The 25,389-nt window shown below is 72.2% G+C and carries 23 protein-coding genes; 9 read left to right on the top strand and 14 right to left on the bottom strand.

All coding sequences use genetic code 11. The features are described 5' to 3' along the window. The coding region (locus ETD85_RS19375) for an ATP-binding protein (RefSeq protein ID WP_240779245.1) at positions 1–2,508 on the bottom strand (2,508 nt) is incomplete at its 3' end. 114 nt (positions 2,509–2,622) lie between these two features. Between ETD85_RS19375 and ETD85_RS19370 the strand changes: the two genes are divergently transcribed. Continuing rightward, positions 2,623–3,225: a LysE family translocator gene (locus tag ETD85_RS19370; RefSeq protein WP_240779244.1), complete on the top strand. Its 603-nt coding sequence runs from the start codon at positions 2,623–2,625 to the stop codon at positions 3,223–3,225. Between the two features lie 5 nt (positions 3,226–3,230). Continuing rightward, positions 3,231–3,770 (top strand): TetR/AcrR family transcriptional regulator, encoded by a 540-nt coding sequence (locus ETD85_RS19365; protein WP_138691137.1) that lies wholly within the window; start codon positions 3,231–3,233, stop codon positions 3,768–3,770. An 82-nt stretch (positions 3,771–3,852) separates the two neighbouring features. Here ETD85_RS19365 and ETD85_RS19360 read toward each other — a convergent pair whose 3' ends face one another. Genes ETD85_RS19360 through ETD85_RS19335 form a run of 6 tightly spaced genes read right to left on the bottom strand, consistent with a single transcriptional unit; the run spans position 3,853 to position 12,208 of the window. Continuing rightward, entirely contained in the window at positions 3,853–5,049 is a 1,197-nt protein-coding gene (locus tag ETD85_RS19360; RefSeq protein ID WP_138691136.1) for a hypothetical protein, read from the bottom strand. A gap of 9 nt (positions 5,050–5,058) precedes the next feature. Then, positions 5,059–5,439, bottom strand: coding sequence for a RidA family protein (locus ETD85_RS19355; protein ID WP_138691135.1), 381 nt, complete (start codon positions 5,437–5,439; stop codon positions 5,059–5,061). A gap of 9 nt (positions 5,440–5,448) precedes the next feature. Continuing rightward, positions 5,449–6,525 (bottom strand): alanine racemase, encoded by a 1,077-nt coding sequence (locus tag ETD85_RS19350; RefSeq protein ID WP_240779243.1) that lies wholly within the window; start codon positions 6,523–6,525, stop codon positions 5,449–5,451. A gap of 48 nt (positions 6,526–6,573) precedes the next feature. Then, on the bottom strand, positions 6,574–8,118 hold the full coding sequence (locus ETD85_RS19345) for an N-acyl-D-amino-acid deacylase family protein (RefSeq protein ID WP_138691134.1): 1,545 nt from the start codon (positions 8,116–8,118) through the stop codon (positions 6,574–6,576). A gap of 8 nt (positions 8,119–8,126) precedes the next feature. Beyond that, on the bottom strand, positions 8,127–11,528 hold the full coding sequence (locus ETD85_RS19340) for a DUF4153 domain-containing protein (protein ID WP_138691133.1): 3,402 nt from the start codon (positions 11,526–11,528) through the stop codon (positions 8,127–8,129). Continuing rightward, positions 11,525–12,208, bottom strand: coding sequence for a response regulator transcription factor (locus ETD85_RS19335; RefSeq protein WP_276617232.1), 684 nt, complete (start codon positions 12,206–12,208; stop codon positions 11,525–11,527). The genes ETD85_RS19340 and ETD85_RS19335 overlap by 4 nt, the downstream gene beginning before the upstream one ends. A gap of 73 nt (positions 12,209–12,281) precedes the next feature. Between ETD85_RS19335 and ETD85_RS19330 the strand changes: the two genes are divergently transcribed. The 3 genes from ETD85_RS19330 to ETD85_RS19320 all read left to right on the top strand — a co-directional run bounded on the left by ETD85_RS19330 (position 12,282) and on the right by ETD85_RS19320 (position 14,576). Next, positions 12,282–13,136: an arylamine N-acetyltransferase family protein gene (locus tag ETD85_RS19330; RefSeq protein ID WP_206058407.1), complete on the top strand. Its 855-nt coding sequence runs from the start codon at positions 12,282–12,284 to the stop codon at positions 13,134–13,136. A 50-nt stretch (positions 13,137–13,186) separates the two neighbouring features. Continuing rightward, positions 13,187–14,248 (top strand): protein kinase domain-containing protein, encoded by a 1,062-nt coding sequence (locus ETD85_RS19325; RefSeq protein ID WP_138691130.1) that lies wholly within the window; start codon positions 13,187–13,189, stop codon positions 14,246–14,248. A gap of 133 nt (positions 14,249–14,381) precedes the next feature. Further along, positions 14,382–14,576, top strand: a complete 195-nt coding sequence (locus ETD85_RS19320) for a hypothetical protein (protein ID WP_138691129.1) — start codon at positions 14,382–14,384, stop codon at positions 14,574–14,576. 22 nt (positions 14,577–14,598) lie between these two features. Here the strand turns inward: ETD85_RS19320 and ETD85_RS19315 are convergent, their stop codons facing one another. Together ETD85_RS19315 and ETD85_RS19310 are read right to left on the bottom strand one after the other, a co-directional pair. Then, entirely contained in the window at positions 14,599–14,910 is a 312-nt protein-coding gene (locus tag ETD85_RS19315) for a DUF3817 domain-containing protein (RefSeq protein WP_138691128.1), read from the bottom strand. A gap of 2 nt (positions 14,911–14,912) precedes the next feature. Then, positions 14,913–15,698, bottom strand: a complete 786-nt coding sequence (locus tag ETD85_RS19310; protein WP_170246748.1) for an SURF1 family protein — start codon at positions 15,696–15,698, stop codon at positions 14,913–14,915. Between the two features lie 105 nt (positions 15,699–15,803). Between ETD85_RS19310 and ETD85_RS63185 the strand changes: the two genes are divergently transcribed. The 3 genes from ETD85_RS63185 (at position 15,804) to ETD85_RS19300 (ending at position 18,120) form a co-directional block, all read left to right on the top strand. Beyond that, positions 15,804–15,980: a hypothetical protein gene (locus ETD85_RS63185; RefSeq protein WP_170246747.1), complete on the top strand. Its 177-nt coding sequence runs from the start codon at positions 15,804–15,806 to the stop codon at positions 15,978–15,980. Between the two features lie 156 nt (positions 15,981–16,136). After that, complete coding sequence (locus ETD85_RS19305) at positions 16,137–17,591, top strand: flavin-containing monooxygenase (RefSeq protein WP_138691127.1); 1,455 nt, start codon at positions 16,137–16,139, stop codon at positions 17,589–17,591. Positions 17,592–17,715: 124 nt separating this feature from the next. After that, positions 17,716–18,120, top strand: a complete 405-nt coding sequence (locus ETD85_RS19300) for a hypothetical protein (RefSeq protein WP_138691126.1) — start codon at positions 17,716–17,718, stop codon at positions 18,118–18,120. Between the two features lie 56 nt (positions 18,121–18,176). Here the strand turns inward: ETD85_RS19300 and ETD85_RS19295 are convergent, their stop codons facing one another. From ETD85_RS19295 to ETD85_RS19275, 5 genes are read right to left on the bottom strand one after another with little or no spacing between them, the layout of a single operon-like run. After that, on the bottom strand, positions 18,177–19,082 hold the full coding sequence (locus ETD85_RS19295) for a polysaccharide deacetylase family protein (RefSeq protein ID WP_138691125.1): 906 nt from the start codon (positions 19,080–19,082) through the stop codon (positions 18,177–18,179). Next, entirely contained in the window at positions 19,066–20,085 is a 1,020-nt protein-coding gene (locus ETD85_RS19290; protein ID WP_138691124.1) for an asparaginase, read from the bottom strand. Before ETD85_RS19290 ends, ETD85_RS19295 begins: the two co-directional genes overlap by 17 nt. Beyond that, positions 20,082–21,449, bottom strand: coding sequence for an MmgE/PrpD family protein (locus ETD85_RS19285; RefSeq protein ID WP_170246746.1), 1,368 nt, complete (start codon positions 21,447–21,449; stop codon positions 20,082–20,084). Before ETD85_RS19285 ends, ETD85_RS19290 begins: the two co-directional genes overlap by 4 nt. Further along, complete coding sequence (locus ETD85_RS19280) at positions 21,446–22,768, bottom strand: MFS transporter (RefSeq protein ID WP_138691122.1); 1,323 nt, start codon at positions 22,766–22,768, stop codon at positions 21,446–21,448. Before ETD85_RS19280 ends, ETD85_RS19285 begins: the two co-directional genes overlap by 4 nt. Beyond that, on the bottom strand, positions 22,765–24,405 hold the full coding sequence (locus tag ETD85_RS19275; RefSeq protein WP_170246745.1) for a thiamine pyrophosphate-binding protein: 1,641 nt from the start codon (positions 24,403–24,405) through the stop codon (positions 22,765–22,767). The genes ETD85_RS19280 and ETD85_RS19275 overlap by 4 nt, the downstream gene beginning before the upstream one ends. Positions 24,406–24,602: 197 nt before the next feature. Between ETD85_RS19275 and ETD85_RS19270 the strand changes: the two genes are divergently transcribed. After that, positions 24,603–25,313: a GntR family transcriptional regulator gene (locus tag ETD85_RS19270; RefSeq protein ID WP_138691120.1), complete on the top strand. Its 711-nt coding sequence runs from the start codon at positions 24,603–24,605 to the stop codon at positions 25,311–25,313. Positions 25,314–25,389: the final 76 nt, after the last annotated feature.

Below are 25,389 nucleotides of genomic sequence, written 5' to 3'. Positions count from 1 at the left end.
GAACTCGGCCAGCGCGCTCTCCAGCGGCGTCGCCCGCAGCTTGCCCGCCGTCTCCCTGGCCAGCTCCCACTCGACCTGCGCCGCGCCGCGCTCGCCGGCCGCCAGCAGCGCCTCGGACAGCCGCCAGCGGGCGCGCGCCTCCTCGTAGACGAACCCGAAACCGAACGCCGTCACCACCCGCCGCCACAGGTCCACGTCGAGCCGCCCGTGGACGCGATGCCACTCCGCCTCGGCCCGCAACGCCCAGGCCACCCCCTCGGGCCCCAGGTGGCCGCGCTCGCCGGTGGGCCCGGAGTCGACCGCGAGGCGGGCACGGGCCATCAGCTCGTCGGCGCCCTTGGTGGTGCCCAGCTCGGCCAGCGCCCACAGCCCGACGGAGACCAGCCGCAGCGTGCTCGCATCGCCCTCGACCAGCGGCGCCATGGCCGCGTGGACGTGGTCGAGCGCCGCCGCCGGATCGCCGTGCCACAGCGCGTGCTCGGCGGCGAGGCCCCTGGACATGTAGACGGCCAGCTCGTCGGACCAGAACGGCCGCAGCCAGCTCAGCCGCGCCCCCACCGCGGGCAGGTCGCGCCCCACCTCGATGAACAGCGCGAACGACGACAGGATCGCCTCGGGCAGCGTGCCCACCCGCGCCCCGAACCCGGCCGCGACCACCTCCGCCTCATCCCACTCGCCCGCGACGTAGTGGACAAGGAAGCGCAGGAACCGCAGGTCGGTGCCGTAGGTGCTCCAGTTGAGCCCCGTCTCGACGGCCAGCTTGATGCCTTCGTCGGCCACCTCGGCCGCCTGGGCGAGCAGGCCCTGCTCGTAGTGGATCCGGGCGTGGTGGAAGCGGGCCCGCAGGTCCATGGCCAGGTCGCCGGTGCCCTCGGCGGAGGCGGTCTCGACCAGCTCGTGGGCTCTGTGCACGTCGCCCCGGTGCTCGACGTAGGTGGCCAGCGTGAGCAGCGCGCCCACCTCGGCGTCCTTGGCCCCGGCCGCGCGGGCTGTCTCCAGCGCCCTGGCGGTGAGGTCTTCCACCTCGTGGTGCCGGGCGCTCCACAGCAGCGTGCGGGCCTGGGTGGCCAGGGCGCGGGCCAGCGCGGGCTCGTCAGGCGCGGTCTCGACCGCGCGCTGCGCCGCCGCCATCGCCCCGGCCGGGTCGTCGGCCTCCCAGAGGTAGTAGGCGAGCCGCTCGTCGACCTCGGACGCCTGCGGCAGAGCGCGGAGCTGGGTGATCGCACGGTGGTTGTCGCCGCTGTCGGCCGCCATGACGGCGCTGCGGAAGGCCAGCTCCGCCCGGCTCTCCCCGGCCCGCTCGGCCGCGTCGGGCACCCGCTCCCACAGGCTGAGCGCCTGGTCGTAGTGGCTGTGGGCCTCGGCGGGCGCGCCGAGCCGCTCGGCCAGCCGGCCCGCCTGCGCGGAGGCCGTCAGCGCCCCCGCCAGGTCGTGGCCGGCGAGATAGTGGTGGGCCAGCTCGGCCGGAGCGGTGAGCAGGCGGGCGAACGCGGCGTGCAGGCGGGTGCGCTCACCGGGCAGCAGGTCGGTGTAGACCGCCTCCTGAAGGAGCGCGTGGCGGAAGGCGTAGCCGTAGCCGTCGACCCTGAGCAGGCCGCGCGAGACGATCTCCCTGACCGCCTCCTCGAACTCCGCCAGCGGCAGCCCCGACACCTCGCGCAGCAGCTCGTCCTCCACCCTGCGCCCCGCCACGGCGGCGGCGCGCAGCACCCGCTGCCCCGCCTCGGACAGGACCTCGACCCTGGACATGAGCAGGCTGGCCAGCCCGTCGGGCAGGCTGTCGCCCTCGGCCATGGCCGCGAACAGCTCTTCCGCGTAGAAGGGGTTGCCGTCGGCGCGGGACACGATGAGGCCGAGCTCCTGAGCGTCGACCCGCCCCAACGTGGCGATGTAGTCGGACATGTCGCCGGAGTCCAGTGGCCCCAGCTCCACGTTCGTCACCGTGGGCAGGCGCTTCAGCTCGGCCAGCACCGAGCGCAGCGGATGGCGGCGGTGCAGGTCGTCGGTGCGGTAGGTGCCGACCACGCAGACCCGCTCGGTCTGCACCATGCGGCTGAGGAAGACCAGCAGGTCGCGGGTGGACCGGTCGGCCCAGTGCAGGTCCTCGATCACGAACAGCACCGGCTGCACGTCGGCGAGCAGCCCGAGCAGCGAGCCGAAGAGCCGCTGCTGGGTCAGGCCGGTGGACGGGGCGCTCTCCGTGCCGGGCAGCAGCTGGCCCAGCATGGGATGGGCGGCGGCGGCCTCGCGCACGGCGGGCTCCGCGCCCCGCAGCGCGTCGGCCAGCGGCAGGTAGGGCAGCGCGTCACCGAGCTCGGCGCACTGGCCGACCATCACGTTGAAGCCGCGCTCGCGCGCCTCGGAGACCAGCTCCGTGGTCAGCCGGGTCTTGCCGATCCCGGCATCCCCGCCGACGAGCGCCACCCCGGCCGTGCCCTCGGCGGCGGAGCGGAGCACCCGCACGAGTCTGGCCAGCTCAGCAGAGCGCCCGACGAGAAGACCGTTCACGCAGGAAACTATGCCACGCTCCACCGACATCCGATTGGTCCGGGAAATTGACCCACTATTGGCCTTCTTCGACATACCAAAGCCATTTTACGCTGCTGATTCATGATTCCTCCAATGACTTTCGCCTGGTTCGTGACCGCCTCGCTGGCGTTGGTGCTGATCCCGGGCCCGAACCACCTCTACATCACCGCCAGAGGGCTGGCCCAGGGGCGGGCGGCCGGTCTGGCCAGCGCGTTCGGCGTGGAGGCCGGCACGCTCGTGCACATCGCGGCCGCCGCCGCGGGCCTGTCGTACGTGATCTCGACCTCGGCGACGCTGTTCGCGGTCGTGAAGTGGGCGGGCGTCGCGTACCTCGTCTATCTGGGGATCCGGGCCTTCACCGGCAAACAGGAGGACGGGGTGGCGCCCCCGCCGCAGCCGCTGCGCAAGGTCTTCCTCGAAGGCGTGCTCGTCAACGTGCTGAACCCCAAGGTGGCGCTGTTCTTCCTGGCGTTCCTGCCGCAGTTCGTGGACCCGGGTGCGGGCTCGCCCGCACTCCAGGTGGTGCTGTTCGGCTTGACGCTGCTGCTCCTGGGCCTGGCCTCGGACATCGTGTACGCGCTCACCGCCGGCGCCCTCGCCACCCGCCTCGTCAGGAAGGTCAGAACCCTGCGGTACGTCAGCGGCGTCGTCTACCTGGGTCTCGGCGTGGCCACGGCGTTCGCCGGGAGAAAATGAGCCTTATGGCGCCGAGGAAGCAGCAGGAGATCTTCGATGCGACGCTTCGGCTGGTCGCGGAGAAGGGCTACGACGGCCTGACCGTCGAGGGGGTCGCCGAGCGCTCGGGCGTCAACAAGACGACGATCTACCGCTGGTGGCCCTCGAAGGCCGCGCTGCTCGGAGCGGCGCTGGTGGAGGCCGACGTGCTGGGCTTCGAGCCGCCCGACACGGGCAGCCTGCGCGGCGACCTGGTGGAGCTGGTCGAAGGTATCCAGCGGCTGCTCACCGAGCCGCCGAGCAGCGACATCGCCGTGGCCGCGCTCGGCGCCGCCGTCCGCCATCCCGAGCTGGACGCGCACCGCTTCTTCGCCGACAGGTTCGCGCGGGAGCGGGAGATCTTCGATCGCGCGGTACGCCGGGGCGAGCTCAAGGCGTCGGCCGACCCGATGCTGATCGTCGATCTGCTGGCCGGGGCGGTCTGGATGCGGACGGTGTTCAGGGGCCTGCGCCTGACGGACGACTTCGCCGCCGAGGCCGTCGCCGCGCTCCTCGACGGCATCTGACCCGCCGCCTACCAGCCGCTCCTCGACGGCATCCGACCCGCCTCCGATCGGCCGCCTTGCGTCGGCGTTCAGAGGCCGGCGTTCAGGGGGTCTCGGACAGTGCTTCCGGGATGCGTTCCAGCACCGGGTGGGGCACCAGCCCGTAGGCGTAGAAGTCGACCGCCAGCGCCCCCGCGGCCTTGGCCGCCCGTACCTTGGCGACCAGCCGGTCGATGGAGTCGCTGTCGGGATAGCCGGGCCGCAGCACCGCCCTGACCTCGCGGTCCTTGCCCACGGACCGCAGGTAGGCCCCCACGTCGTCGGCCACCCTGGCCGCGTCACGCGCGTAGGCCAGCACCCCGAAGGCGGGCACGAGGTCCCCCAGCGCCACCAGGTCGACCCCGAGCTGCCAGGCGTCGTGCGCGGCCAGCCCGGGCGTCGGCAGCCCGTCGGTGTAGCCCTTGACCGCCCCGGTCGAGTCGATGAACACCAGCTTGGAGCCCTCTTCGGCCACCGCCGAAGCCACCTCGGACACCAGCGTGGTCACGGTCTCCGAGCGCGCCCGCGCGTAGGCCACGACGTCCGGCCCCGCGTACGCGGTCAGCGCCGCCCTGGTCACCTCTCCCTGCGCGGCCGGGTCGCCGTCGAACACGCCGCCCACGATCCGCGCGCACTCGTCGCGCGCGAGCTCGGCGTCCACGCCCAGGTCGGTCGCCCGGCGCATGCAGTAGTCGCAGAAGCAGAGCCCGAACAGGTAGGCGTCCATCGGCCCGAGCGGCACGAACGAGCGCTGCGGCTTGAGCGGCCTGAAGTGCAGCGACTCCGCCACGACACTGTCGACCCCGAGCCTGGCCACCGCCCTGGCCAGCGCGACCGCGTAGTCGCGCACGTCCGGATGGGCGGGGCACAGGTCGGTGAGCGAGCCGCGGTCGCCGAAGCAGTCGCGTACGGTCACGTCCGGATGCTCGGTGCCGATCGTCGCGTTGCGCAGGAAGACCGTCCATCCGTGGAGCTTCATGGACCGCTTCGCACAAGCTTCGCGGAGCCCGTCGAGAGCGGTCGGATAGCCGGGCACCGGTGACAGCCGGAGCCCGGCGAACAGGTCGGGCGGCGGGGTGAAGTGCGCCCCGTCGTGGCGGACGGTCAGCCGGGACAGCCCGTGCGGGGTGACGTCTCGGGAGGCGTGGTGCACGGCGCCGACGGTGACGCCGGACACGCCGTACCCGCTGATCCTGTCGAGCACCCGCTCGACGCCCTCACCGCGCAGGTCCTCGGCGAAGACGTACACCGAACTGTCCACAGCCTGACCTTAAGCGCTCTTGTGCGCGACGAAGTCGATCTCCACCAGGATGTTCATCAGCTCGGAGCCCACGGTGGTGCGCACCGGGTAAGGCTGGTTGAAATAGCTCTTGTACACCTCGTTGTACGCGGCGAAGTCCCGCTGGAGGTGCTGCAGGTGCACCGTGGACTTGACCACGTCGTCGAACCCGAGGCCGTGCGCGGCGAGGATGGCGCCGAGGTTGCGCATGACCTGGTGCGTCTGGGTGGCCACGTCGTCACCGACGATCTCGCCGGTGTGCGGGTCGAGCGGCCCCATGCCCGAGGTGTAGACGAAGTCGCCCACCACGAGACCCTGCGAGTACGCGCCGACCGGAGCGGCGCCCTCGGTGGTCCTGAGCTCCTTTTTCACGAAATCTCCCTAGAAATTGGTGGTTATCGTGCCTACGACACGGTAGTCCCGGTCCACCAGCGGCAGCACGCGCCACTTGTCGAAAGCGGTGCAGGGATGGGAGATGCCGAATGCGAGCAGGTCACCAGGCCTGAGCCCGTCGGCGCGCACGACGGTGTGCTGGTCCTGCATCTTCGTGATCGTCACGCCGTCGCGCCGCGGGATCGGCAGCCCCTCGTCGTAGGGGGCGTCCCGCTTGCCGATGCCGACGACCGCCAGCCCCGGCTCGGGCGTGGACAGCACATGCCCCCACACCTCCAGCGCGGGCCGCAGCTCGCCCTCGATCCGGTTGAACGGCGTCCGCTCGCGGTAGTAGCCGTCGTCGTGGGTGACGTAGGCGCCGCTGCGCAGCAGGATCCTGGCCTGGGTGGCGACGAGCTCCCTGCCGATCACGTCGAACCACTGGCTGCCGCCGACGGTCAGAATGGGGCTCTTGACCCGGACGTACTCGACGGCCTCCTGCAACGCGCCCAGATAGCTCCTGACCTCTTCCGCGGTCTTCAGCGCGCCCTCGTAGCCGGCGATCCCGGCGAGCTCGACCCCCGGCGTCTCCTGGGCGTAGGAGACGACCTTCAGCAGCTCGTCGAGCGTCCGGCAGCCGGCCCTGCCGCCTTCGTGCCCCAGCTCCGCCAGCACCCGGAACGGCCGCGGCCCGGCATGGCGGGCCAGGATGTCGATCCCGGCCTCGGAGTCGACGAAGCTCAGGAGCTCGAAGCCGGGGTCGCGGGCCAGCTCGCCGGCCGCCCAGGCGAGCCCGGCGGGATCGACGATCTGGTTGGCCACCATGATCCGACCCGCCCCGAACCCTCTGACCACCTCGGCCTGCCGGGTCGTGGCCACGGTGAGCCCCCAGGCACCCGCTTCGAGCTGGAGTGCGGAGATCTCGGCGGACATGTGGGTCTTGGCGTGCGGCGCCAGCTCCATGCCGTGATCGCGGACGAACGCCGCCATCGTCGCGACGTTGTGCTCCAGCGCGTCCCTGTGCACCACCATCAGCGGAAAGCCGAGCCCGCCGTCGAACACCGACTGGCCGAGAATCGCCTGCACAGCACCCCCCGTTTGTCCGCGTCCGACCTTATCTCAACCGATTGATGATCAAGATCGGAGTGCGCGCCCCGGAGTCGCGCCCGTCAGCTCTCCCCCGGCCAGCACCCGGACGCCCGACACGAACACGTCGTCGATCCCGGTCGCGAGCGTGCGCGGAGCCGCGTAGGTCGCCTGGTCGGCCACCGTGACGGGGTCGATCACCACCACGTCCGCCGCGAAGCCGCCCCTCAGCAGCCCCCGGTCCACCAGGCCGAAGCGCCGGGCCGGATGCGAGGCCAGGTGCACCGCCGCCTGCTCCCAGGTCCAGTCGAACAGCTCTCTGACGTGCCGGCCGAGGAACCTGGCGAATGCCCCGAAACCGCGCGGATGCGGATGCCCGCCCACGTAGATGCCGTCGGAGCCGCCGGTGTGGGAAGGGTGGCGGAGCATCCGGCGTACGGACTCCTCGCCCTCGGGGCCCTCGTCGGGACGGGCGGAGACGACGCCCGCCTCCAGGCGCGTCTCCGTCAGGAGGCGGCGGCAGAACTCGGCCGGCTCGACCCCCGCCCGCTCGGCCGCGGCCACCATGGTCAGGCCCTCGGCCCACGCCAGCCCGGGCGCGTGCGAGATGGTCAGGCGCGGCCACGTGCCGGCCAGCGTCGGCCACCAGTCGTCCAGCTCCCGCGAGGCGATCATCTCCAGCGCGAGGTCGGTCTCCGCGCCCGGCACCGACGGCGGCAGCACGATCATCGCCAGGATCGTGTTGCCGCGCAGGTAGGGGTAGGTGTCGAAGGTGAGGTCCACGCCCTTGCCGAGCGCGTCCTCGACCAGCGGCAGCAGCACGGGGGCCGGGCCGTGCAGATGCGAGACGTGCACGGCGGCGCCGGAGCGCTCGGCGATGTCCACGACCTCCGCCATGCCCACCTTGGCCTGGGCTCCGTAGGCCCGCATGTGGGTGACGTAGGGGAGGCCGCCGAGCGGCCGGCACAGCGCGGCCAGCTCCTCGGCGTCGGCGTAGCGGCCCGGCAGGTATTCGAGCCCGCTCGACAGCCCGACGGCACCCTCGGACAGCCCCCGCTCGACGTGCCGCAGCATGCCGGCGAGGTCGTCGCGCGCGGCCGCGTCGGGCGAGGGGCCCATGACGTCGTAGCGGATGGTGCCGTGGGGCAGCAGGTACGCCGTGTTCAGCGCCACCGCGCGGTCGTAGCCGTCGAGCAGCTCCCCCACGCTCACCGGACCGTCGGACGGCGTCTGACCGGCCGGGCTGGCTCCGTTGACGGCGGCGAAGTAGCGCGAGGCGTAGGCGACCGTGGCGGCGGACCCCGGCGCGAAGGACAGGCCGTCCTGTCCCAGCACGAACGTGGTCACCCCCTGCCGGAGCGCCGCCCGCTGCACGCCCGGGTCGAAGACGGCCGCGTCACCGTGCGCGTGGCAGTCCACGAACCCGGGCGCGACCAGCCTCCCGGTCGCGTCGACCACGCTCCCGGCCGCCGCGCCGCCGAGCCTGCCGACCGCCTCGATCCGATCGCCGGTGATCCCCACATCCGCCCGGTACGGTGGCGCGCCCGTTCCGTCGATCACCCTGCCGCCGCTGATGACTACGTCGAACCTCACCCCAGGATTCAATCAGAGCCGCGGGAGGTCTCCGGGTCGCACCGGGCCGAGGAGAGGACGGGCCGCTCCGCCAGCAGGGCGCGGGCCTGGGATCGGGCCAGGTTCCAGCCATTCCACGGGTCGGGGCGGTTCAGCCCGTTCGTCCTGATCACGTCGGCGAGCACGCAGCTGCGCTGCGGCTCCGGCAGCCGGTCCAGCGCGGGCACCGCCTCCGCGCCGAGGTCGCCCAGGTAGTCGGAGTCCATCTTGTGCACGCCGCGCACCTCCACCTGGGTGTAGGCGACCTGGAGGTCCGGGTTCACGATGGCGAACGAGGCCAGCCCGAGCCCGGTGACCAGGACGATCGTCCGCGGCAGCCAGCCGGACCCGCGCCCCGTGAACCTGACCGCGCCGGCGATCAGCACCAGCGCGAACAGCGCGCCCAGCCAGCAGACCGTGGCCTGCACGGACAGCCGCAGCCTGGACAGGCCGTAGGCGTCGGTGTAGAGGTTCATCCGGTGCATGGCCGAGGCCAGCACCACCATGGTCAGCCCGCACAGCACGCCGAGCAGCCCGGCCAGCAGCCAGCGCTCGCGCCGCTCGACCCTGAGCAGCCCGGCGGCGACCGCGACGATGCCCAGCACGAACACGCTGACCACCACGAGCTGGAAGAAGCCCTGCCTGGCGTACTCGGCGTAGGTCAGCCCCGCCGTCCTGAGCACCCACGTGTTGCCGCCGAACAGCGCGGTGATCTGCACCGCCACGAACGAGGCGAACAGCAGGTTCACCGCCGTCAGCGGCAGCAGCCACACGCTCCTGCTGACGGTGAACTTAGTCTCCGGGCCCACGGGGTCGATCACCGGCCTGAGCGCGACCAGCACCACGGCGGCCAGCAGGGCGGCGAAGAGCACGAACAGGATGATCCGCGCCGGCACGGACTCCGCCCACTCCGGCGCCGTGGTCACGCGTTCCAGGTAGGAGGCGAACACCGCGTCCGCCGAGACGAACAGCAGCCCGAACACCAGCAGCAGCACCGCCGTGATGCCCACTGCGGCCAGCATCGGCATGATGCGCCGCCGGGCCGTCAGCCTCTTCATGGGCTGGCCCAGGAACCACGGTACGGGTCCCATCGCGAGCAGCACGGACACGCCGCCCCTGATCACGCCCAGCCAGCCCGCGCCCGCTCCCGACACGGCCAGCGCCCCCAGCGCGGCCCCCGCCACGAGCAGGATCGCGACCAGCCAGTCGGCGTCGCGGACCGCCGCCATGGAGATCAGCAGGTACGCCGTCACCCCGAACGCCACCGTCCACGGTGTCATCCGCCGCAGCACGGCGGGCAGCGCGGCGGCGCCCAGCACCATCGTGACCAGCACGATCCCCAGCCCGACCTGCGCGTCCGGCAGGGCCACCGCGGCGAACACGCCGGCCCCGGCCGCCGCGGGCAGTAGCCAGCGCGGCGGATCCGGCAGCTCGGGGCGCGGGAAGAGCGGCGGCGGCACGTACCGCGGCGGCGGCCCCTGCTGCCCCGGCCCGAACCCCGGCCCGTGTCCCGGCCCCTGCTGCGGACCGGCCCCTTGCCCTTGGTACGGCGCGCCACCCTGATACGGCGCGGCTCCCTGCCCGCCCTGGTAGGCCACCGTCGCGGCCCGCCGCCCGGATCCCGCGCCCAGCGCCACCCCGGTCGCGCCCATGACCGATACGCACGCGACGAACGTGAAGAGCGCCATCCCGTCACCCACGGTCACGCTGGCGAGCACGGCCGCGAACATGCCCACCAGGAAGCCGACCATCAGCCCGATCACGCCGCCCGCGATCATCCTGCCCAGGCTCCCGCCCGAGGACGGGTATCCGGGCCCGGCTCTCCCCGCGACCGGCGCAGGAGCCGCGTTCCCCGGCACGATCACCCCCGTGGCGGCCGTCGGGACGCTCGCCCCTGGCACGTCCGCGGGCCCTGAGGCGGACGCTGCGGCAGACGCTGAGGTTGGCCCCGAGGCAGGCGCTACGGCCGACACCGCGGCGGGCCCTGCGGCGGGCCCTGAGGCCGCCGCGGTGGGCACGGCCGCCGGTGAGGCCGTGACGCTCCTGCGCTCGCCTTCACCCTCCTGAGCGGCGTCCCCGTCCGCCATCGTGGCGCCGGTCACGAGCGCCTCCAGTGCCGCGCGGACGTCCTCGGCCTCCCGCGTGCCCGCCACGGCCAGACTCCCCGCCGCCGGCGGCTCGGCCCCGGCGTCACCCGGGACCCGGGCCGCCTCACCCTGAGCCGGGACGGCGCCCCGCGCCGGGACGGCGTCGCCCTGAGCCGGAACGACGTCCTCGACCGGCGCGACCGAGGCGGCCGGGGAGACCAGGGAGACCGGGGCGGCCGGGGCGGCCGGGGCCACCTGCTCCAGGCGAGCCTCCTCCACCGTTCTCCGCTCGCCCTCCAGCGGCGTGTCCGTCATCGTCGTCCTCCCTGGTAGATCGACCACCATGCGGCATCCCGCGCAGTCGTCGATGCGGATGGAACCCCCGTGCAGTTCGACGATCTCCTTCACGATGGCCAGCCCCAGCCCGGCGCCCCCCGAGTCGGCCGCCCGGCCCGCGTCCAGCCGGGAGAAGCGCTCGAACACGCGCCCCCTGGACGGCACCGGGATCCCCGGGCCCTGGTCGCCGACGGTCAGCCGCATCCCGTCCCCGTCCGCGACGCAGCTCACGGTCACCACGCCGTCGGGCGGGCTGTGCCGTACCGCGTTGTCGAGGAGGTTCGCCAGGACCTGCGCGAGCAGGTCGGGGTCGGCGCACACCGCCAGGTCGGCGGGGACCGCGGCCCGGATCACCACGTCCTCGCGGGCCAGCGCCGCCTCGCGGACCGCCTGATCGACCAGCGGCCCCAGCTCTATGGACTCCGGCTCGATCAGCCGCACGCCGGAGTCCAGCCGCGACAGGTCGAGCAGCTGGGCCACGAGGCGGCCGAGGCGCTCGGTCTGGGCGAGCGCGGTCCGCATGGTGACGGGGTCGGGGGCGGAGACGCCGTCCACGACGTTCTCCAGGACCGCGCGCAGGCCGGTGATGGGGGTGCGCAGCTCGTGGCTGACGTTCGCGACGAGCTCGCGCCGCTGCCTGTCCACCTCGCCGAGGTCGGCCGCCATCGCGTTGAACGCCCTGGCCAGCTCGCCCACCTCGTCCCGCGAGGTGGCGCTCACCCGCAGGGTGTAACGGCCCTTGGCGATCGTCTGCGCCGCGCGGGCCATCTGGCGCAGCGGCTTGGTCATCCCCATGGCCAGGAGCTGCACCATGATCAGCGCCAGGACGACGGCGACCGCGATCCGGGTCTCGCGGGAGAGGCCGGAGTTGATGCCGACCTCGTTCACCACGAACGCCGTGCCCACGGCCAGCACGATCACGATCCCGAGCTTGACCTTGATCCGGCCGAGGAAGTCGAGGGGCCTCATCTTCGCACCAGGGCGTAGCCGACCCCGTGCACCGTGCGCACCACGTCGGAGCCCAGCTTGCGGCGCAGCGCGCGGACGTGGCTGTCCACGGTCCTGGTCGCCGCCGCCTCGGAGAAACCCCACACGTCGGACAGCAGCCGGTCGCGCTCGAAGACCTGCCCGGGCCGCTCGGCCAGGCGGCGCAGCAGGTCGAACTCGGTCCTGGTGAGCTGCGCCTCGATGCCCCGCACGAACACCCGGCGGGCGGCCGTGTCGATCTCGACCTCGCCCACCCTGATCACCGTGTCCTCGACCGCGAGCTGCGAGGCGCGCTCGACCCTGCGCAGCAGCGCGTGGATCCTGGCCACGAGCTCGCGCATGCTGAACGGCTTGGCCAGGTAGTCGTCGGCCCCCACCCCGAGCCCCACCAGCACGTCGGTCTCCTCGCCGAGCGCCGTCAGCATGAGAACGGGCACCGGCCTGGCCGCCTGCATCCGGCGGCACACCTCCAGCCCGTCCAGCCCGGGCAGCAGGCGGTCGAGGATCACCAGGTCCGGATCCGCCTTGCCGTACTGGATCAGGGCGTCGTGCCCGTCGCCTGCCACCCTGACGTCGAAGCCCTCGGCGGCCAGCCTGTTCCGTACGGCCAAGGCGATCGTCGTATCGTCCTCGACCACGAGGATGCGTCGCTGCTCTGCCACGTACGAAAGACTAGAAGCGCGCTGTGCAGACGACACTCCTAAATTTGTGCACATACAGTGCAGACTTGTCGGGGTGAACACAGCCGCATACCTCCACCGCCTCGGTCTGCCCAAGCTGCTCGACGCCCCCACCAGCGCGGAGAACCTGCGGGCGCTGCATGTCGCCCACGTCGAGCAGGTCCCCTACGAGGCGCTGGAGATCTGGCTCGGCCGAGCCACGACCGTCGATCCCGCCGAGTCGGCCGGGCGCATCATCCGGGGCCGCGGCGGCTACTGCTACCACCTCAACGGCGCCTTCTCCGAGCTGGCCCGAGCGCTCGGGTACGACGTGACCAGGCACGTCGGCGGCGTGCAGAGCCGGGGCGGCGAGCCCGGCATCACCGCCAACCACCTGGTGCTCACCGCCCGCGGCCTGCCCTCCGAGGACAACCCCGGCGGCGAGTGGCTGGTGGACCTCGGGCTCGGCGACGCCCTGCACGAGCCGCTCCCGCTGGTCGCGGGCACGTACACGCAGGGCCCCTTCACGTACGTCCTGCGCCCTTCCGAGATCGCGCCCGGCGGCTGGCGGTTCGTCCACGATCCAAGTGGTTCGTTCGAAGGCATGGACTTCGGCCTGGCTCCTACCGGCATGTCGGCGTTCACCGAGATGCATCGGCACCTGACCACCTCGCCGACGTCCGGCTTCGTGCGCGTGGCCACCATCCAGCGGCGCGACGCGTACGGCGTGGACACCCTGCGCGGGCTCCAGCTGTCGCGGATCGGGCACGGCGCCAGCTCGGTCACCCTGAGCAGCGCGCGCGACTACTACGCGGCGCTGGAGGACATATTCCGGCTGCCGCTCGACGACGTGAGCGCCGCTGAGAAGGACAAGCTCTGGGGCAGGCTGCACGACGCTCACGAAGCCTGGCTGGCCGGCGACCCAGTGTGATGGCGGCGTGATGGTCTCGGCGGCGGACGGGCGCTATCGTGCACCTCGACATGGCAGAGACCAGGAAGCTGGCCGGCCGCTACCGGCTGCTCAACCCCCTGGGCGCGGGGTCCGTACGCCTGGCCTTCGACGAGTCCGGACACCGTGACGTCGCGGTCAGGGAGCTGCGCGTCCCCGCCGAGCTGCGCGAGGTGGCGCTGCAGGCGGCGCGCAGGGCGGCCGGGCTGCGGCATCCCCTGATCGTGCAGGTGCTCGACGTGGTGGTCGAGGACGGGACGCCGTGGCTGGTCATGGAGTTCGTCTCGGGGGCGTCGCTGGAGCAGACCGTGCGCTCGCGCCGGCCGCTGCCTCTCGCGCAGGCGGCCAGGGTGGGGGTCTGCCTGCTGTCCGCGCTGTCGGCGGCGCACGCGGCGGGGATCGTGCACGGCCGGGTGGACCCCGGCAACGTCCTGCTCACCACGACGGGCCGGGCGATGCTGAGCGGGTTCGGGTTCCCGAGCCTCAGCATGCTGCCGTCGGCCGATCTGTGGTCGCTGGCCGCCACGCTGCACTTCGCCGTGGAGGGCCGCCCGCCGGGCCAGGTGCCCGCCGAGGGCGCCGACCCGCTCAGAGCGCTGCTGCGGGCGATGCTGCACCCCGCGGGGCCGCCGCCGGACGCGGTGGTGCGCGAGACGCTCGAACGGCTGGCCGTGGACCGCTCCCTGGACGCCGTCCTGGCGGCGTCAGGGCCGCTGCCGCCCGCCCGGGTGGCCGCGATCGGGCTGGCCGTGATCGACCAGTTGGAAGCGGCCGGGGAGTTCCACGGCGGGGTGCAGCCGGGCAACATCATGATCGGCACGGGGACGCGGCTGCTGCCGCTGCTGCGCACGGGGACGCTGCCCGCCTACACGGCCCCGGAGGGCGCCCAGACCCTGGCCGCCGACCTGTGGTCGCTGGGTGCCACGCTCTTCACCGCCGTCGAGGGCGTCCCGCCCGCGCCGGGCGCGCCGCTCACCCGGGCGGGGGCGCTGGCCCCCGTGCTGTTCCGGCTGCTCTCGGGCCACCCGATCGACCGGCCCACCATCGACGAGCTGCGCAGGGACCTGCGCGCGATCACCGGCGAACGGCCGTGAGACGCCGCGCATTTTGCACAACAATTGCGATACATCGCGTTGTGGAACCAGAGCCATGGGTTCGTTCGTTGGACCGGCGACGCAGAATGTGGTTGAGGCGGGGCGTGCGCTCCGCGTTCGGAGGAAGTTGAGGATGTCGCCAGTCCAGAAGTACGCCATTGGCGCAGGCGCCGCCGTGTTGCTCTCGCTGATCTTCTTCGGAACCGGATGGATCACCCTGCTGGTCATCCTCGGCGTGGTCGGAGCCCCGGTGGTCGGTTACCTGATGCTCGACCCGTCGCAGCGCGAGCGGCTCAAGCGAGCCCGCAGGCGCGGCCTCGGCCGCTGAGCTCGCGCGGCGGAGGCCGCTGTCAGGCCTCCGCCGCGGCCTGCTCCGTCTGCACGCGCTGGGTCACCCTGCGCTCGACGTAGAAGGACAGGAACGGCACCGTGCCGCCGAGCATGACGCCGAGCATGTACGGCCAGCTCCAGCGTGCTTTCATGCCCAGGTTCATGACCGCGATCAGATAGATCATGTAGAGCCCGCCGTGGATGGGGGCGATGATCTTGGACATCTCCGCGTTGCCGAAACCGTAACGCAGCACCATGGCGACGCAGAGCACGAGCAGCATGACGCCGACCACGTACGCGAGCACCCGGAAGGGCTTCAGAGCCGATTCCACCGTTAACCTTCCAGAACCATCTCAGGGGACGACTTGCCGCGGTCCCGGTCGCTTCGTACGGCATCGCGGACGAAGTGGAACCACATGAAGACGGCGAATCCAGCAAAGATCCACCAGTTGGCGGCGTAAGCGAGATTACGCCAGGTAAGTGTGCCGCCCACGACCGGCGGCGCGACCTTGACCGGGGCCAGCGCGCCCGACGGCGGCTCCGCCACCACAAATCCGGTGCGCACCTTCTGCCCGGTCCACAGGTTGACCAGCTCGCCCGTGGAGACCGTCTGCACCTGCCCGGCCGGCAGGCCCTCCGTGCGCCGCTGCACGCTGTCGGTGCCCTGCTGCGGCCGTAGCCGCCCGGCCACCGAGACCCGGCCCTCCGGCACGGCCTCAGCCGCGGGGTCGCCGGCCTTGGCCGTCCAGCCCCGCACGACCGGCATCAGCGTGCCGTCGTCGAGCCTCAGCGGCGTGAGCACCCAGTAGCCGTGGTCGCGCGAGACATTGCCGCCCGGGGCGTCGACGTCGGCCCGCCGGTCGGCCACCAGGAGCTGGCGGCCGGCCTCGTAGGAGCCTTCCGCGGTGACCCTGCGGCCCACCACCTCGCCGCTCATCTGCGCGCCCACCGGAGCCAGCGTCGCGACCGCGACAGGCTCGGGATCCACGGCGGTGTGCGGCTTCCCGGAATCCTGGAAGACGCCGAGCTGCCAGCGCCCCAGCAGGATGAACGCCACCAGGACCCCGAGCGTCAGCAGGTGCAGCCCCATGACGCGTGGGGAGAACAGGGTCCTGAGCATGCTTCAAAGCTATCCGCCGGGTGGAGTGGTCCCCTAATCAGCCCATGCCAACAGATCCCACGAAATCGTGCAAATGCGGCAGGAGCTCACGCTAGGCTGCTGACCATGTCTGACCAGCATATCGACCCGGCGGGCAACACCCAGGCTTTCCGCGCGTTCGCGAGCGCGCGCGAGCAGGAGGCCGCCGCGGCCAAGCCCAAGAAGTCGCCCCTGCTCCCGATCATCGCCGTCGTCCTCGCGATCGCGATCATCGGCGTCGCCGCCTTCCTGCTGCTGCAGTAGCCGCCAGGAGGCCACACCCGCTACGGACCACCGTGGCGGGTTTTCGCCGTTCCCTGGGGGGATGTCCAAATGTGACAGGTTTCACCCTGGACGGCAGCGGGAGGCGCTTCTTACATTAGACCCAGCGTCCAATAAGTGCGCACTCCCGGAGGTCACGTGTCTGAGCCAGGGATAGTGATCATCGGTTCCGGCTTCGCCGGGATCGGCATGGCCATCAAGCTGAAGGAAGCCGGGTATCACGACTTCGTCATCCTGGAGAAGGCCCCCGAGCTGGGCGGCACCTGGCGGGACAACACCTATCCCGGTTGCGCGTGCGACGTGCCCTCGCACATGTACAGCTTCTCGTACGAGCTCAACCCCGGCTGGTCACGGATGTTCGCCCCGCAGGAGGAGATCTGGGACTACCTGCGCGCCTGCGCCGCCAAGTACGGCCTCACCCCTCATTTCCGGTTCGGCAAGCGCGTCACGGCCCTGGAGTACGACGACGAGCGGCGCGACTGGTCGATCGCCCTGGAGGACGGCGAGGCCCTGCGGGCGAAGGCCGTGATCTCGGGCATCGGCGCCCTCCATATCCCGAAATTTCCTGAAATTGAGGGGCGGGAGAGCTTCCGCGGCCCCGCCTTCCACTCCGCCGAATGGGACCACTCGGCCGACCTGACCGGCAAGCGCGTGGCCGTCGTCGGCACCGGCGCGTCCGCCGTCCAGTTCATCCCCCAGCTCGCCCCCGACGTCGCCGAGCTGACCGTCTTCCAGCGCACGCCCCCGTGGGTCCACCCCAAGCCCGACTTCGCCATCCCGCCCGCCATGCGGCGCGTCCTGCGGCTGCCGGGGATGGCCAGGACCCTGCGCGACGGGCTCTACTGGGCGCTGGAGTCCAGGGCGCTCGGCTTCGCCGTCGATCCCCGCCTGATGAAGGTCCACGAGAGGCTCGCGCTCAACCACCTGAAGGCCCAGGTCCCCGACCCCGCGCTGCGCCGCGACCTGACGCCCGGCTACCTGATCGGCTGCAAGCGCATCCTCATCTCCAGCGACTACTACCCGGCCCTGAACCGGGACAACGTCTCGCTCGTCACCGACCCGATCAAGGAGATCAGGCCGCACTCGATCGTGACCGCGTCCGGCGCGGAGCACGAGGTGGACGCCATCGTCTACGGCACCGGCTTCAAGGTCGTGGACGCGCTGGCCGAGCAGCGGATCGTCGGCCGGGGCGGCCGCAAGCTCCAGGACGCCTGGCAGGACGGCGTGGAGGCGTACTACGGGATCGCGACCGCCGGCTTCCCCAACCTGTTCTTCCTGCTCGGCCCCAACACGGGGCTCGGGCACAACTCGGTCGTGTTCATGATCGAGTCGCAGGTCCGCTACGTCATGAACTGCCTGCGCCTGCTCGCCAGAACCCAGGCCAGGGCGCTGGACGTCAGGCCGGAGGCGCAGCGCTCGTTCAACCGCGCCCTGCACGAGCGGCTCGACCCCCTGGTGTGGAACGCGGGCGGCTGCTCGTCCTGGTATCTGGACGAGCACGGAGTGAACCGGACGATCTGGCCGGGCTTCACCTTCGAGTACTGGGCGCGTACCCAGAGGGTTCAGCCGGACGCCTACGAGCTCATCTACTAGGCCATACCGCCGGCATACCGCGCCTCACTAGCGTCCCTCGTCAGACAGTGCGTCGGCACCATATGAGAGGGCACCATGCGACTGGCACATCTTGCGGACGACGGCCTTCGTCGGAGCCGCGGTCATGGGGGCATCGGCCCTGGGCGTCACGGGCGCGTCCGCGTCGGCGGCGGGCGACTGGAACTCGGCCGCGCCGACGGCCGCCACCGCGGTGAGCAACGTGTACGAGAAGACGGTCGCCGTCGCCAAGAAGAAGTACACGCTGCAGCTGCGGGTGGGCAAGTGGGGCTCGAACCGCTACTTCTGGGCCCGTGTCCCCAAGAACTCCGGCGCGAACGGCAATTCGCTCTGGCTGTCGGTCTACAACCCGAAGACGGGGAAGTGGACCAGCTCGGGGTGGCGGGCGATCAAGAACACGACCTACAGCGACGCGCACAGGGCGCGCACCGGTTACGGCTACAAGGCCTGCACTAAGCAGCCCGGCCTCGGCGGAAGCGCGGGAGTGTGCACCAGCACCTGGTGGGTGTGACGTCCTGACCGCGCGCCCTCCTGCCGGGACCGGTGGCCGCCCGGCTCCGCCCGCGCTCAGGTCCCGCTCTCGGCAGGAGGGAAGCGGTCCTGCCAGAAGGCGGCGATGGCGTCCCGTCCGGTGATCCAGACGTCGTCGCGCGCGCTGATCCGGTCGAGCACCCGGAGCAGGCCCGCCAGCCGGGCGGGGCGTCCGATGATCCGCGGGTGGAGCCCGATCGACATCATCCGCGGATGGCGCGCGCTCTCCGCCAGCAGGACGTCGAAGCAGTCGATGGCATACCGGGCGAAGTCGTCGGCCGTGAAGAACTGTCCCTTGTAGAACTTGGTGTCGTTGACGTCCAGCGAATAGGGGACGATGAGGAACGGCCGCCCGTCGACCTCGTCCCAGTAGGGCAGGTCGTCGCTGACCGACCCGGCGTCGTAGACGAGCCCGGCCCGCGCCAGCAGCGCGCGGGTGTGCACGGTGTTGGGCGGCCGGGTGAACCAGCCCTTGACCGGTCGCCCGGTGAGGCGCTCCAGCGCGGCGACGCAGTCCTCGATGTTGCGGCGTTCCTGATCCACGGTCATGCCGGTGTGCGGGATCCACCGGTAGCCGTGCCCGACCACGTCGCAGCCCCGCTGGACGATCGCCTCGGTCACGGGCGCGTTGCGCTCCAGCGCGAGGGCCGAGGCGAACACGGTGGGGACGACACCGTGGTCGTCCAGCGCCTGGAGCAGCCGCCAGATCCCGACCCGGCTGCCGTACTCGAAGGTCGACTCGGCGAAGAGCTCGCGCTCGCCGTCGGGGACGTCGTACTTCGCCTCGACCAGGGTCTCGCGGGTGGTGTCGCCGTCGAGCGCGTTGCGCTCCGCGCCCTCCTCGTAGTTGACCACGAAGTTGACGGCGAGCCGGGCGCCGTTCGGCCAGGTGAACTCCGGCGGATTCTGGCCGTATCCGACGAAGTCACGCGTTCCGGTCACGATCAGCTCCTTCACCGCCAGGCGGCGTGGTGGGGTACGTACGGGGAGGGAAGAGGTCCTCGGCGGGCAGGCCGGCGGACAGGCCGAAGAGCAGCCGGAGCCGGGCCTTGGCCGGCGACAGGATCCGCGCCGCGAGCACGCCCTCGCCGAGCAGGTGCGTCTCCGACCCGGGGCCGCCGTAGGTCCGCCGCAGGATCGGGCCGTCGGCGCAGCGGCTGGTCAGGACGACGGGCCGGCCCGACCGCACCACCCGCAGGACCGCTTCGGCCAGCGCCGGGGAGAGATGCCCGCCGCCGGTGCCCGCGACGACGAGCCCCGCCACGTCGCCGGCGATCGCGTCGACCAGCGTCCCGTCGGAGCCGGCCACCGCGACGACGAGCTCCACCTTCCGGTCCGGCGGAGCGGCGGCGGTCAGCCGGTCGGGCTCCGGCGCAGGCCCGAGCAGGAGCTCGACCTCGTTCTCGATCACGAATCCGACCGGTCCCGCGGACGGGGAGGCGAAAGCCGCGACCCGGGCGCTGTGCTGTTTGGTCACCAGCCGGGCCACGTGGATCTCGTCCTGGAACACCACCACCGGGCCGTACCGCGCCAGGGGCTCGTGCAACGCCGCGGCGACGGCGGCGACGAGGTTGGCCTGCCCGTCGGCGCCGGGCAGATGCGGCGCGCGCATGGCCCCGGTGAGCACGACGGGGACGGGGGTGTCCACGAGCAGGGCCAGCGCGTAGGCCGTCTCCTCCAGCGTGTCCGTGCCGTGCGTGATCACGACGCCGTTCGCGCCGCCGGCGATCTCGCGGCGGACGGCCTCGGCGAGCGCCCACATGTCCGCCGGCGTGACCGCCCGGCTGGAGACGGTACGCACGTCGCCCGTCCGGAGCTCGACCGGCAGGGCCCTGAGCAGGCCGGCGAGCTCGGCGGCTCCGTGGCGCGGCGTGGCCCTGCCCGCCGATGGCGCGTTGGCGATGGTGCCGCCCATCGCCAGCAGGCTCACCACCGCCCTGGTCACGGCGCTCCCCCTGACGGGCCCGCGCCGTCCGGGTCCGCCTCCAGGAGGCTGGCGCAGTCGGAGACCGTGAGCAGCCCGCCGAGCCGCTCCCACCAGGCCGCCGCCGTCCGCCGGTCGCCGACGAGCGCGGCGAACTTCTCCTGGTGCTCGGCCTCGGTGAGGGGGCGCGTGTGGTGGCCGCGCGGGTTGCGTACGGTCTCGGCGGCGGATCCGCCGCCGGTCACCACGGTCACCCGCGCCGGGGCGGAGTCAGGCCATTCGGCCTCGAACTCGGGCAGCACGCTCACCCGCACCTTCTCGGCCACGGCGGCGATCTCGGGGCGGAAGCGGAACGCCTCCACGTCGCTGCGGCCGAGCACGAGCGCCGTCGCCACGGCGTACTGCAGCGAGAACCGGCCGGACAGGTCGTTGGCGACCGGCTGCCGGTCGATCTTCAGGTTGACGGACACCGTTTCGACCAGCACCTCGCGGATCTCCTCCGGGCGGACGGGCGCGAGGGCCAGCCCCGCCTCCACGGCGCTGTGCGACAGGGCGCAGGCGCTGTGGACCTTGAAGTAGTTGCGGGTGATGCCGAGGTCGTCGTAGCGCAGCGGCGCGGTGAGCGCCGCCTCGTCGGCGAGCTCGCCGGCCACCTGGCCGAACGCCACCTCCAGCGCGCCGGCCGAGCCGGTGAACCCGGCTCGGGCCAGGGCGGAGGCCCGCACGCCGCTCTGCGCGGCGTGGCCGGTGTAGGCGTTGCGCGCCGTCGCGCCGTCGTAGCAGGACTGCCACACGGACAGCAGCGGGCTCGTCGCCGCGATTTCGGCCGCCGTCACCGGATCGGTCCCGTCGAGAAGTGCCACGGCGACCGCGGCGCCGACCGCGCCGATGTGCCCGTGCGGGTGGACGCCCTGCCGCAGGCGGAACGCCCGGAAGAGCCGGCTGCTGACCTCATACCCAGCGAGGACCGCTCGTACGAGGTCGGCGCCCGTCGCGTGCGCGCGTTCGGCGACCGCGAGGGCCGCGGGGATCACGTGCATCCCGGGATGGCCGGTGGGCCGCATGCCCTCGTCGAGTTCGAGGCTGGTTCCCGCGGTCGCGTTGATGAACGCGGCGTGCGCCGGATGCGCCCGCCGATGAGGCGTCGTGAGCACCGTCGCCGTGTGCCCCGCCCCGGCCCGATCCACCGGGGTCACCAGCGCGTCGTGCTCGTCGAGAGCCACCAGCGCGGCGATCTCCGGCGTCCTGGCCCCGGCGGTGGCGACCGCGACGGTGTCGGCGATGACGAGCAGGGCCCGGCGCAGCGTCGGCTCGGGAACGTGCGCGAGGTCCAGCTCGCTCGCCACCCGGACGGCGGTGTCGATGGCGTGCGCGGAGCCGCTCACCGTTCGAGCTCCAGGTGCCGGGTCTCGCCGAGGATCCACACGGCGACGGCGCTGATGACGGTGACCAGCACCACGTAGGCGCCGACGGCGTACATCCCGACCGCGCCGAACAGCGCGATGGCGATGAACGGGGCCACCGCCGCGCCGAGCAGCGATCCGGCCTGGTTGGCGGCGGTGATGCCCGAATAGCGGGTCGCGGTGGGGAACAGCTCGGCGAAGTAGACGCCGATCGGGGCGTAGGCGCAGCCCACGGGGAAGGCGAGAATCGCCAGGCCGACGGCGAACAGGATGGGCGAGCCGGTCTCGATGAGGGCGATCGCGGGGAAGACGATGACCAGGATCCCGCCGAACCCCAGCAGCAGCGCCGTACGCCTGCCGCGCTTGTCGGCGATCCCGGCGGACAGCCGCAGGCCGATGCTGTACGACCCCGCCGAGACGAGCACCGCGGTGAGCGCCGCCGCCTGATCGATCTTCAACGGCCCGGTCGCGTGCGAGAGCAGGAAGACGAAGGCGACGTAGAAGGTCGCGCTCACGGTCACGTACGCGAGGGTCGCGAGTGCGACGGTGCGCCGCGCCTCGCGCAGCACGGTCGCGATCGGCAGCCGGGTGCCGGTGGTGCCGCCGGCCTTCTTGCCGGCCTCGAAGATCGGCGACTCGTCGATGCGCAGCCGCATCACCAGCCCGACGACGATCAGCACGGCGCTGGAGAGGAAGGGCAGCCGCCAGACCCACTCCACGTAGGTCTGGTGCGGGACCAGGAGGGTAACGACCAGCAGGACGGCCGTGGACAGCGCGAGCCCGGCGGTGACGCCCTGTTGCGCCCAGCTCGACAGCCGCGCCCGCCGGTCCGGCGGCGCGAACTCGGTCGCCATCAGCACGGCGCCACCCCATTCACCGCCCACCGCGGCGCCCTGCACGAAGCGGAGCACGACGAGCAGGATCGGGGCCAGCGCGCCGGCCGTGGCATAGGTCGGCAGCACGCCCACGAGCACCGTGCTGGCGCCCATCAGCAGCAGGGACGCGATCAGCGTCGTCTTCCTGCCGACCCGGTCGCCGTAGTGGGCGAAGATCAGGCCGCCGATCGGCCGGGCGATGAAGGCCACCGCGATGGTCGCGAAGGAGGCGAGCGTCGCCGCGACCGGGGACATCGCGGGGAAGAACTGGGTGCCGAACACGAGCGTCGCGGTGCTCGCGTAGATGTAGAAGTCGTACCACTCGATCGTGGTCCCGATGAACGCCGCCTTGGCGACCCGGGAGGCCTCTGCCGGAGTGGGGGTTCTGCTGTCGAGGCCGCCGTCGCTGGTGCCTGTCCGCGTCATCGTCGTTCTCCTTCAACATCCGGCGAGGAACCTCGCAGGCGAGCGGCTATGTCGGCGAACGCCCGGTTTTGAGCGTCCGGATCGATGTGGACGTCGAACAGGACCGGCCCGGTCTCCTCGGCGAGCACCTGCGACAGGAGGGGGAGATCCGTGGCGCATCCGATGGAATGCGCGGGTATCCCGAAGCCTCTGGCGATGCTCGCGATGTCCGGCCACGTGTGCTCGGACTCCGCGATGGGGAACCCCTTGGCCCTGAGGCTGTGACGCTCCTGGCCGTACCCCCCGTCGTTCATGACCACCACGGTCAGCGGCAGCCCGTAACGCCGGACCGTGGCGAGCTCGTTGAGGCTCATCATCAGGCACCCGTCGCCGAGCACCACCGTGACCCGCTCGCCCTCCCTGGCGAAGGCCGCGCCGATGCTCACGCCCAGGGCCTGGCCTATCGCGCCGAAGTCGTGCGTGAAGGCGTAGCGGCGGGGATCCCAGCTGCGCAGCGTCTGCTGCGCGTAGGAGCCGAAGTGGCCGGCGTCGACGACCAGCAGGCGTTCCTCGGGCAGCGCGGCGTCGAGGGCGTCCACGACCTGCTGCGGGTGGACCGGTGACGTGCCGGCCGGGGACGAGGCCCCGGCGCTCTCCTCGGCGGGAGGCGTCCAGCCGGCGCGCGGGCCGGCGGCGGCCAGCCGGTCACGCAGGACGGCCGCGGTCTTGACGGCGTCACCGACGACGGAGACGTCCGGCCGCGAGTGCCGGCCCATCGCCTCGGCGTCGTGATCGACGTGCACGATCACGCCCCCGGTCAGGCCGCCGTCGGTGGTCCACTGGTTCGCGGTGGCGCCCAGCACGAGAACGCAGTCGGCGGCGGCCAGCGCGCGGGAGGCGGCCCGGGTGCCGAGCCCGCCGGCCACGCCGAGGCTGCGAGGATGGCGGGCGAGCAGGCCCTTGGCCTTGAGCGAGGTCGTGATCGGCGCCCCCAGCAGGTCGGCGAGCTCGCCGACCGGCTCGGCGCCGGCGCCCGGCGGCACGCCGCGGCCGACGAGGATCACCGGCCTGCGCGCGGCGGTGAGCGCCGCCACGGCCGCGTCCACGGCCGTGGGATCCGGTGCCGGGCCCGCCGGCGGCTCGTCGGCCGGCTTGTAGGGCTCGGTGTCCGGGGGCACCGGGGCGAGCAGGACGTCGGTGGGGGCGTTCAGCACCGCGGGGCCCTTGCCGTACCGGACGTGCCGGAACACCGCGCCGGTGTCGGCGTGCACCGTGCCGGGCCGGTGGAGCGGCCGGAACATGGCGCCCGTGGACCGGATGAACGCCTGCTGGTCGAACCGCTGCGGATGGTTCAGGTCTCCGGTCGGCGTGTCGGGGGCGATGAGCACGACGGGCGAGCGGGCGGCCACCGCGGTCAGCAGCGACGTGGCCGTGTTGCTCAGCCCGGGGCCGTGGGTCACGCTCGCGACTCCGGGCTTGCCGGAGAACCGGGCGTAGCCGTCGGCCATCGCGACCGCGCCCTGCTCGTGGCAGGCGTGCACCAGTTTGATCCGCCCGGTCATCGAGACCTTGGTGAGCAGATCCAGGTTTCCGTCTCCCATCAGTGCGAAGACCACCTCGGTGCCTTCGGCGATCAGCGCTGCTGTGACAGCATCCACAACCGTTCCATCTCGCATGGGATGCGACTGTACTCGACCGTATTCATAACTACAAGGAAAAGTTTTCCCTTGGATAGGAGGCCTTTCAACTGCGGAAACAGCTCGTTCACGGCCCGACATCCCCTGGTTTCCAGCCCGTTGCCGAGGTTGGCTGACAGGCTTGGAGTACCCCGGGATTCAGTTGTATTCTGTGACCTATGGACGAACCTCTACCACCTCGCGACGACGCGCCGGCGATCACGCTCCCCGGCAACAGGCCCATCGCCGACGAGCTGTACGAATACCTGCGGCAGGCGATCATCCGCGGCGAGCTGCCCGAGGGCATGCGCGTGGTCGAGGGCGACATCGCGGCGCGGGCCAACGTGAGCCGCACGCCCGCGGGGCAGGCGCTGCGCCGCCTCCAGTCGGACGGCCTGCTGCGCGCCTCCCAGCACGGCCTGCTCGTCAACGAGCTCTCCGCGGACGAGCTGTCCGAGACGTGCACCGTCCGCGACGCGCTGGAGGCGCTGGCCGCCCGGCTCGCCGCCTCCACCCGCACCGATCTGGACATCGCGCTGATGGAGGAGCTCACCGAGCGGTTCGAAGCGGCCATGGGCGGCGACGTCTCCGAGATCGTCGAGCTCAACCACGCCTTTCACGACGCGGTGTGGGACGCGGCACGCAACTCATCGCTCAGGCGTTTCCTGCAGCAGACGCGCTCCCTGATCGAACGGCTCAACTCCACCACGCTGAGCTCGGAGGCCCGCCAGAAGCAGGCGCTGGAGGAGCACCGGGCGATCCTGGCGGCGATCGCCGCGCGCGACGCCGACACCGCGGAGAGCGTGACGCTGCAGCACTTTCACAAGGCGACGGCCATCCGGATCCTCTCCAAGCGAGTCCACGCCCGGTCGAATCCGACGGCCGGCTGACCCTTCCCCACCCGGACTCTGCGCGGGCCCGGGTACGAAGCCCGAGGCGTCTCCCGCGACCAGGCCGGCGAGGTGA

The sequence above is a fragment of the Nonomuraea zeae genome (assembly GCF_005889725.1).
In the GTDB taxonomy this organism is placed as follows: Bacteria; Actinomycetota; Actinomycetes; order Streptosporangiales; family Streptosporangiaceae; genus Nonomuraea; species Nonomuraea zeae.
Note: the sequence above shows the minus strand (reverse complement) of the source record. Positions and strands in the feature narration are given on the sequence as shown.